5 protein-coding genes are annotated in these 9,128 nt (G+C 34.0%); 4 read left to right on the forward strand and 1 reads right to left on the reverse strand.

What is annotated here, in order from left to right:
• Nucleotides 1-130 precede the first annotated feature (130 nt).
• The 3 genes from FJR38_RS24260 to FJR38_RS24270 all read left to right on the forward strand — a co-directional run bounded on the left by FJR38_RS24260 (nt 131) and on the right by FJR38_RS24270 (nt 4,694).
• Nucleotides 131-940, forward strand: a complete 810-nt coding sequence (locus FJR38_RS24260) for a response regulator (protein WP_168539900.1) — start codon at nt 131-133, stop codon at nt 938-940.
• Between the two features lie 1,158 nt (nt 941-2,098).
• Entirely contained in the window at nt 2,099-3,790 is a 1,692-nt protein-coding gene (locus FJR38_RS24265; RefSeq protein ID WP_168539902.1) for a TrkA family potassium uptake protein, read from the forward strand.
• A 184-nt stretch (nt 3,791-3,974) separates the two neighbouring features.
• Entirely contained in the window at nt 3,975-4,694 is a 720-nt protein-coding gene (locus FJR38_RS24270) for a Uma2 family endonuclease (RefSeq protein ID WP_168496865.1), read from the forward strand.
• Between the two features lie 93 nt (nt 4,695-4,787).
• On the opposite strand, the gene FJR38_RS24275 is transcribed toward FJR38_RS24270, so the two are convergent.
• On the reverse strand, nt 4,788-8,039 hold the full coding sequence (locus FJR38_RS24275) for a type ISP restriction/modification enzyme (protein WP_168539904.1): 3,252 nt from the start codon (nt 8,037-8,039) through the stop codon (nt 4,788-4,790).
• A gap of 484 nt (nt 8,040-8,523) precedes the next feature.
• Here FJR38_RS24275 and FJR38_RS24280 point away from each other — a divergent pair.
• Nucleotides 8,524-9,128 (forward strand): signal recognition particle receptor subunit alpha (locus tag FJR38_RS24280; protein WP_174764124.1); only part of this gene is annotated, 605 nt, incomplete at its 3' end.

A 9,128-nucleotide genomic window follows, 5' to 3' on the forward strand; every position in this document is an offset into this window, starting at 1 on the left:
CTAATTTTCTGAAAGGGATAGTAGAAATTTGTCGTTATTCTTCATTGGAAAAAATATTATTTTTAACTGTCAATTTGATTCAGAAATACCTGTGATTATTCATGCTGATGAAAAACGATTCAGACAGATTTTGTTAAATTTAATTGGCAATGCTATTAAATTTACAGATACAGGAGAAGTAAAGTTTATTGTAAATTTTATTAGCCAAACACCAAATAACGAATCATTTGACTTGACTAGAATTAAGTTACAAATCATAGATACAGGTGTCGGTATTAGCCCTGACAAATTAACAAAAATATTTTTGCCTTTTGAACAAGTAGGAGAAAATAAATTCAAATCTCAAGGGACAGGATTAGGTTTAGCAATTAGTCAAAAACTAGTAAAAATGATGGGAGGTGAGATTAAAGTTAGTAGTAAATTATCTCAAGGAAGTATATTTAGTTTAGAACTAGATTTCTTAACCCCATTAAATCAAGGATTTCCAAACATAGAAGAACCAAAAAATAAATTTGATGCTAATTTCTCCCAAAAATTTCCTTTAAGAATCCTAATTGCTGAAGATAATATTATTAATCAGAAAATCGCCACAAAATTATTTCAAAAACTAGGATATCAAGTAGATATTGCCAATAATGGGGTTGAGGCATTGAAGTCATTAAAACAAGAAATGTATGATGTTATTTTTATGGATATCCAAATGCCAGAATTAGATGGTATCGAAACAACAAAAGCAATTTATCAAGAATGGGGTGAAACTAACCGCCCTTATATTATTGCTATGACTGCTAACGCAATGCTATCAGATAGGGAACACTGTTTATCTGTTGGTATGGATGATTTTATTTCTAAACCTGTAAAAGTAGAAGTAATTATAGAATCAATTCAAATCCTGCAACGAAGACGTTTTTATTGCCGAAGTCAGAAGTCACAGGTTTAGCAAAAAGTACCCAAAAAAAGAGAGTGGGAGGAGGCATTACCAAGCGCCTTTCTCTCCCACTCTACCATTTGCTGCTGAAGCGTTTAGGAATTTATTCATACAGACGATAACCGTTAAATTAGGGGGGTAATTTGCAGGTTAACGATAACGCCTATATTTAGCAGGTATTCCTATGCAGCAAATACTAATTCTATTTATTTTTAGGACAATCTCTACAAGATGATGATGTTAATTGATTCAGCTTCTTAACAACTCCCTTGTTTTCGCTTGTCTAATATAATTTAGCCTGCTTCCTGATGTGATGGTTGCCAATTTGGCATTTATTTTTATTTTTTTTGATTGTTCAGTCCTAACATTTTTTTACCTACATTTTTGTGAGATAATTAACAGGGGGTCACACCCAGCACCCCTAGTATGACTTGATTTTACGGACTTTTAAGGCATTAGATCTATAACGATAAAACCGATTTTAAAATATTCTTATAATCTAAAATCAAGATTTTCAGGATGAGGGGTGAAACCCTTCATTAGTCTATTAACAGTATTCTCAATCTAGCATTGAGGCTATATCAATTTAAATTGTTAACTCTATGCCTCCAGCGGCAAAATCAGCATTGGTGTGATGAGAAAATTCATGGGTAGCTATAGTTGTCAACATTGCCAAAGCTAAGGTGAGATGCGGCTGTTGTCTGTGATGACTTGATACTAGCTGCTAATTAGTTTTTAATTTTTAATTCCCCATGAGGTGAATATCGTGTGTTCAGTTACAGTTATCAGTCAGCAAATTAAGTCACAATAGCGGTTAATAAGAGAAAATACAGAAGTGAGAATTAATCAAATGTAATTTGACCTGATTTGATTGTTAACTGCTTATATAAGTAGGTGAACAGAAAAATTTAAAGGTATGTGAAGAAAAGTCAAATCGCCCAAAACTCTCTTCCTGTTCCCTGTTCCCTGCGATGCACTGAGCTTGTCGTGGCGTAAGCCATAGTGTTCCCTTGCCCCAACGACAATTTTTAACGCCCACCTACTTAGATATAGAGTTTCATTTCTATACCATTTCCGGGAAGTGCTGTATCTACAATTCAATAGTTCGTTCTCAATTGTTGATTGATAACTGATATGTAGTCCCTGATATAAATATTATGTTGTTGTTGCATGAAACCTCGAATTATTGTTTGTGGCTTAGGGCGTACTGGATATAAAATATTTCGATTACTCAGACAACAAGGTGCTTTAGTTGTGGGTATTCATCACAAACCTATTTCTGGAGAAACTGCTGCTAATGTGATTGTCGGTGAGTTATATGAAGCTTCTATATTACAAGCAGCGGGAATTGAAGAAGCACATACTTTAGTAATAGCAACTTCAGATGATGAGCTAAATTTGTCAATTATGATGCAAGCACGGGTACTTAATCCCCAGATTCGGATTATTAACCGTTTTTATAATACAAATTTAGGTGAACGTCTGGATCAAACTTTGGCAAATCATTTAAGTATGAGTGTTGTTGGTTTGGCTGCTCCAGTATTTACCTTTGCGGCTTTGGGAAATAAGGCGATTGGACAAATTAAATTACTTCAACAAACTTGGCCAATTCAGGAAGAATATATTCACGAAAATCATCCTTGGAAAGGAAAGAAATTGAGTGATTTATGGGAAGATCCCTCGCGGATGCTAATTTATTATGTCCCAATAGAAGGAAAACTCAATTTAGTATCTGCGGTTTTATCAGAACAACAGTTAAGGGTAGGCGATCGCTTAATTATTGGCGCTCAACCCCGCATCCGTCAACCGCGTAAATCGTTGATGAATAGACTGCTAAAAGTTATTTCTAATATCCGGCAGTTTCAAAAACACGCCCAATCAGTTGTTGTGATGGCAATTGTCTTATTAGTAATTATTTTAATAGCTACATTTACATATTATCTTAGCACTAAATTAAATACTTCTTTTATAGATTCTTTGTATTTTGCTGTAGGCATGATTACGGGGGCTGGAGGTAATGATAAAGTTGTAGAACACGCTCCCGACAGTATTAAATTCTTTACTGTCATCATGATGTTAGTAGGGGCAGCGGTGTTCGGGATTTGGTATGCTATGCTCACCGATTTTGTTTTAGGTACACGTCTCAAGCAATTTTGGGATGCTGCCAGAATTCCCCAACGTCATCATTATATTGTTTGTGGCTTGAGTGGGATTGGTATCCGCATAGTTCAACAACTTCATAACAGTGGCCATGAAGTAGTCGTAATTGAAACAGATGTAAATAACAGATTTGTGAATACTGCTAGAGGGATGAGTATTCCTATCATTCTGGCTGATGCCAGTTTTCGCGCCACTTTACAAGCCAGTAATATTCATACCGCTACCGCAGTTTTAGCTGTGACTAGTAATGATGCAACAAATTTGGAAATTGCTCTGAAAGCTAAGGCTTTAGCACCTCAAATTCCTGTGATTGTCAATTATGCTGATCCTGATTTTGCGGGTATGGCACAACAGGTATTTGATTTTGAAGCCGTACTCAGTCCGGCTGAACTAGCCGCTCCTGCTTTTGCTGCTGCTGCTTTGGGTGGTAGAATTATTGGTAATGGCATCATTGCTGATAGTTTATGGGTGGCTTTCGCCACGGTAATTACACCTATACACCCTTTTTGCGATGAATGGGTGAAAGATGTGGCCAAGTTTGCGGATTTTGTGCCTTTGTATGTGGAAATCAACAACGAAACTGTTCAAGGCTGGGATTTGTTAGAAACTATTCTTAGCCCTGGAGATGTTCTTTATCTAACCATGCCTGCTACCAGATTAAATCAGTTATGGCGAGAAGAAGGACGGGGTATGGGAGTTTAATTTGCTGTTGAAATCTCTAATTTTTCTGATAATTTTTATGGTTTTCAAACATTGGGAAATTCAGTTGTAGGCGATCGCATAAAGCTGAGTTTCGCTATAACTACTATATAATTATGAATATGTTCATCAGTACCACTGCTCAGTTAAAAACTTTATTTATATTCTGTACAACGGAGATCCAGATATGGTACAGCAACTTACACCACCAGAAATCAAACCAGAAATCATCTACCCTGACAGTGACGGCAACCCCATGTCTGATAATACTAAACAATATCAATGGATTGTTAAAATTAAAGAAAATTTAGAAATATTATTCGCCCCAAATAATGATGTATTTATAGCTGGTGATTTACTTTGGTATCCCGTAGAAGGAAATGTAAAAATCCGCCAAGCACCTGATGTAATGGTGGTTTTTGGTAGACCAAAAGGTGATAGAGGTTCTTATAAACAATGGCAAGAAAATAATATTCCTCCTCAAGTGGTATTTGAAATTCTTTCACCAGGAAATAGTACCAAAGAAATGGCGAAAAAAATCCTATTTTATCAACGTTATCGGGTAGAAGAATATTATATATATAATCCAGATACAATCGAATTAACAGGATTTCTCCTTGAAAAAGAATGTTTTGAGGCAATTGAAGAAATCAATGGTTGGGTAAGTCCGCGTTTAGGAATTCGTTTTGAATTAACACCAGACAATTTAGAAATTTCTTATCCTGATGGTAGTAAGTTTCTCACATCTGTAGAATTACATCAACGAGCCGAACAAGAATATCAACGAGCGGAACAGGAAAAGCAAAGAGCAGAACAGGAATACCAACGGGCAGAACAAGAACGGCAAAATTATCAAGACCTATTAGCAAAATTAGCAGCCAAAGGTATTGATATCAATAACCTGTAAAAAATTGAATGTAGGTTGGGTTGACGCAAGGAAACCCAACATTATGAAATCAAAAATAGTTAAGTAGTGGTGCAAAATAAATTATATACCTCATCACTCTATAGGAAACCCAGGAATAATTATGTCAATTTCCTGCATTAGTTGTAAAGTTTCTGTTAAAGCAATAACGATTTTTTGATAATGGGTAATTTCCTCGTTAGATAATTCTCGCTTGGCGTTTTTTCTGTCTCTTAGCCATTTATCTAATACCTGATATCCACCAATTTTAAATTCCCAGATATGTGAGGGAATATCTGTAAAATAACTCTGTTTATTGATATAAACTCTGTGCAATTCTGCATTATAGGTAACTTCACTAACTTGATTATCTCCTATTCTTTGATATGTTGTAATTAAATTCTTGAATATATCCGATTTCATTAAATGTAAATTAACTAATTTTTCTCCTTTGATAGCTAATTCGTTAAATAGGTTTTCGTTACTAGTTAAGGGAAGATGTGGAAAATCTATTTTCAGAAATTCAGCATAGCGAGTGCGATAAGTGGGACTATGAAATATTGCATAAGCATAGTAAAATATTTGTTCTGGAGTTGGTATTTTACCCAGTTTAGTTTTAATAGCTTCTAAGAATTTTGTGGATAAATTAGGAGTTTTTTCTAGGAAAAGGTTAGTTTGTTGATTTTCTGTATTTGGATAAGTGTACAGTGGAAAAATACTTGGTCTTCCTCTATTACTAAAAAAACTACGATTATCAGCAATTGTATTAGAAACCATAAAATGCGTATATTGATTATCTCCTGAAGCTACTTGTCTCATTAATAATAAACCTAAATTATCTTGAATTAAATTATTTAAAACTTTTTCTTGCATCCTTCTTAAAATACTGTGATAATAGGTAAATCTTATATCAAATGGTCGGTAGTAAATAGGTTTAATTAATTCTTGGTTTAAACCGTCTCTTACAAGTAGTAAACGAGATTTAAAAAAGTTCCAGTTAGGAGAATCGGCAATTTTATAAATTTCAGCTATATCTTGATCCAAAACACTATCATTGCATAATTTTTGCAGAAATTGTAATAATGTATCTCGTTCAAAAGCAATTAAAACATCATCTTTACCTGTTTCTATAACATTAGAGTAAACTGAAAATATATCTTGAACACTCCATAAACTTTGATATTCTTGTTCTATGTCTAGGGAGAAAATTCTAGGTTTAAAAAAGTAATTAGGTGCAGTAGGTTGTACCTCTATCCAATCAACATTATCTAAACTTGCAGATTCTAAAAAATTATATTTATCCTCACGATTTCCCCATAAATCATAATATAATACCTTAGCCTTTTCCTTAATACCATCTCTGGATTTATAAGCAGTAGAACCATAATCAGGTTTACTTTTTTCGCGCACAGCAATTAAAATAGCCACACCTTGTTGAATATCAAAAACATTTTGATCAATATTTCCCTCTGGTGTAGTTTCCTTTAATAAAGAATTACCATGTAAATCCATAATATATAAAGTATCAAAATATTTTAATAATTCCTCCCTCATTCCTCGATGAATTAAACCATTAAGATAGGAATGATTAGTAATAAAACCAATAATACCCGCATTATGACTATTATTTTCTATTTGATATTGGGCAAATCTAAGAAATTTGATATAATCATCATCCAAAGGTTGAATATTTTTCTCACCTTCTAATCTTACCCTACCTTTATATAATTCTAAAAGTTCCCCAATGTGGGTTAATTCCGTAATAGTTTTACCTACTTTACCAGTTTTATAAATTCTACTCCACACTGAACCAGTGTATTCCACATCTGCTAAATATTTTTCATCTTGATTTAAGATTCTCTTGCGTTTACTAGCATTTTGAGAACTGACAGAATAGGGAGGATTTCCTAATACTACAGTAATGGGAATTTCTGTTTTTACCTTTGCTGCTTGACTTGATTCTTCCGCAATAATTTGGGTAATACCAGAGATTAAATCACCTTGTTTTATGCCTTCTTCCAACGCATTAGTTAAATATATTTTTAATCTTTCATTTGGTGCAAATTTATAGTTTAGATATCCCAGTAATACACCTATTTTTAAATGTGCTATGGTATAAGGAGTCATTAATAACTCAAAACCAAAAAGACGGTTTAAAAGTTCTGTATCTCTTAATAAATTATGCAAACCACGAACATCATATTTAGCAAAATTATGACAAATTTGTTGAATAACTGCATATAAAAATGTTCCTGTTCCTGTTGCGGGATCAAGAATTGTTACTCTTCTATTTCCTAAACCATATTCTAAATCAAAAATTTTTCTATCTACTAAAATATCATTCACAGCACGCACGATAAATTTAACCACAGGTTCAGGAGTATAATAAACTCCACGACTTTTTCTTAATGATGCTTGATAAGCAGCTAAAAACGTTTCATAAAAGTGAATTACTGGATCTTGTGTGCGGGTTTCTCGACCAAAATTTTCTAAAATATTGGTCATATCTATCCTGTTAAATAATTCAATTAAATTCTCAATAGATTTGTGAATTTTACTAACACTACCAGTTCCTAAAACTAAATCAAATAAACCTTTTAAAAAAGGGATTCTATCACTAATATAAATACTGGCTGTAGTGCGATTAAATATTAATTCTAGAGCGTTTTCTGTATGACCAATTTTTGCAGTAAATAACCCATAAGCAATAGTTTGGGCGTACATATCCGCAAATTTATCATTATCTATATCTAACAAGAGTAATTTTTTAAATGTTTCTTTTAGGCGATTTAATTCCTCTGTAGGATCTTCTATTACTAAAGATAAGTCAATAGCATTTCTAATAGTTTTAGTATAAGCAGCCATTTCTTTAGCCAAATCATAATAATTATTAATATCTTTGGCTTTTTGGTTCAGAAATGATTGTAATAATTCTGTGATAGGTTGTAAATCATCAACTAGGGTAATTTCTCCTTGTTCTAAAGTAGCTAATTCAGCGATTTTTTCACATTCTCCATCTACATACCAACGGAATTGTAGGTAATTAGTTAAAATGAAGTTATAACCTATATTTGATTCTAAATAACGTTTGATTTGCTGTTCATTTTGTTTGTCTAATTTAGTGATATTGATATTAATATCTTTAGCTTCTATATATCCCACAACGCGCTCATTTTTTCTGATAGTTAAATCGGGTATTCCTGCTTGATTACCTTTTTCTTCTACTATGGTATTAATGCCAACTTCTATGCCCTCTATTAAACTTTGTAAACTGGAGTAGTGACTACGCTCTCCACCATGTTTAATATTTTTCTGTAGGTTTTGGATATAGAGATTAAAATTAGACATAATTTTAAGTAATTTTCATGAATATTAACTTAGGACTTACGCAAAAACCCTCAAACTCTGATTTCTCCGTATTCTCTGCGTCCTCTGCGGTTTGTTATTCCCTAACTTTTGCGTAAGTCCTATTAATATCAAACATATCCCAACCTTAATGAATTTTAAAGTTTAATTTATATTTAACTGTCACATTTATCACTCAAAAAAATTCCCAGGGAAAACCCCATTGACACCATCAAAAAAAACTGTTACCATAATTTTGATGAGGAAGAACTATCTTTATCGTATAAACACGACAAGTTATAACGAATATTGTCTGAATTAGAGTTATATAAATCATCCTTCCTCTGTGTCTCTGTTACCAGCTAAAACACCTTCAAAATTACGGTTTACCAGATCAATCAGTTGCTAGAGTCAGATAAGCTGGTATTGAAGATCGTTAAAAACTTACCAAATATTCTCAACAGACTAACTACGTTGTAACTGAATTATGTTTGATGCACTATCTGACCGTTTAGAATCCGCCTGGAAAAAACTGCGAGGACAGGATAAAATCTCCCAATCCAATATCCAAGACGCTTTGCGGGAAGTGCGTCGGGCTTTGTTGGAAGCAGATGTCAATCTCCAGGTGGTCAAAGATTTTATTAGCGAAGTCGAAACCAAAGCCCAGGGGGCTGAAGTTATCGCCGGCGTGCGTCCTGACCAACAATTCATCAAAATTGTTCATGATGAATTAGTGCAGGTGATGGGGGAAGAAAATGTTCCTCTGGCTGAAGTTGCAGGTAAGACCACCGTTGTCTTAATGGCTGGTTTACAAGGGACTGGTAAAACCACAGCCACCGCTAAATTAGCTTTGCATTTACGCAAACAAGACCGTAGTTGTCTGCTAGTGGCTACAGATATCTATCGTCCCGCAGCTATTGACCAGTTAATTACCCTGGGTAAACAAATTGATGTCCCAGTATTTGAACTAGGAATTGAAGCAGACCCCGTAGAAATTGCCCGTCAAGGTGTGGAAAGAGCTAGAGCCGAAGGAATAAATACAGTAATTATTGATACTGCCGGACGCTTACAAATTGACGAAGATATGATGGC

The sequence above is a fragment of the Anabaena sp. UHCC 0253 genome, from assembly GCF_009712085.1.
Classification (GTDB): domain Bacteria; phylum Cyanobacteriota; class Cyanobacteriia; order Cyanobacteriales; family Nostocaceae; genus Dolichospermum.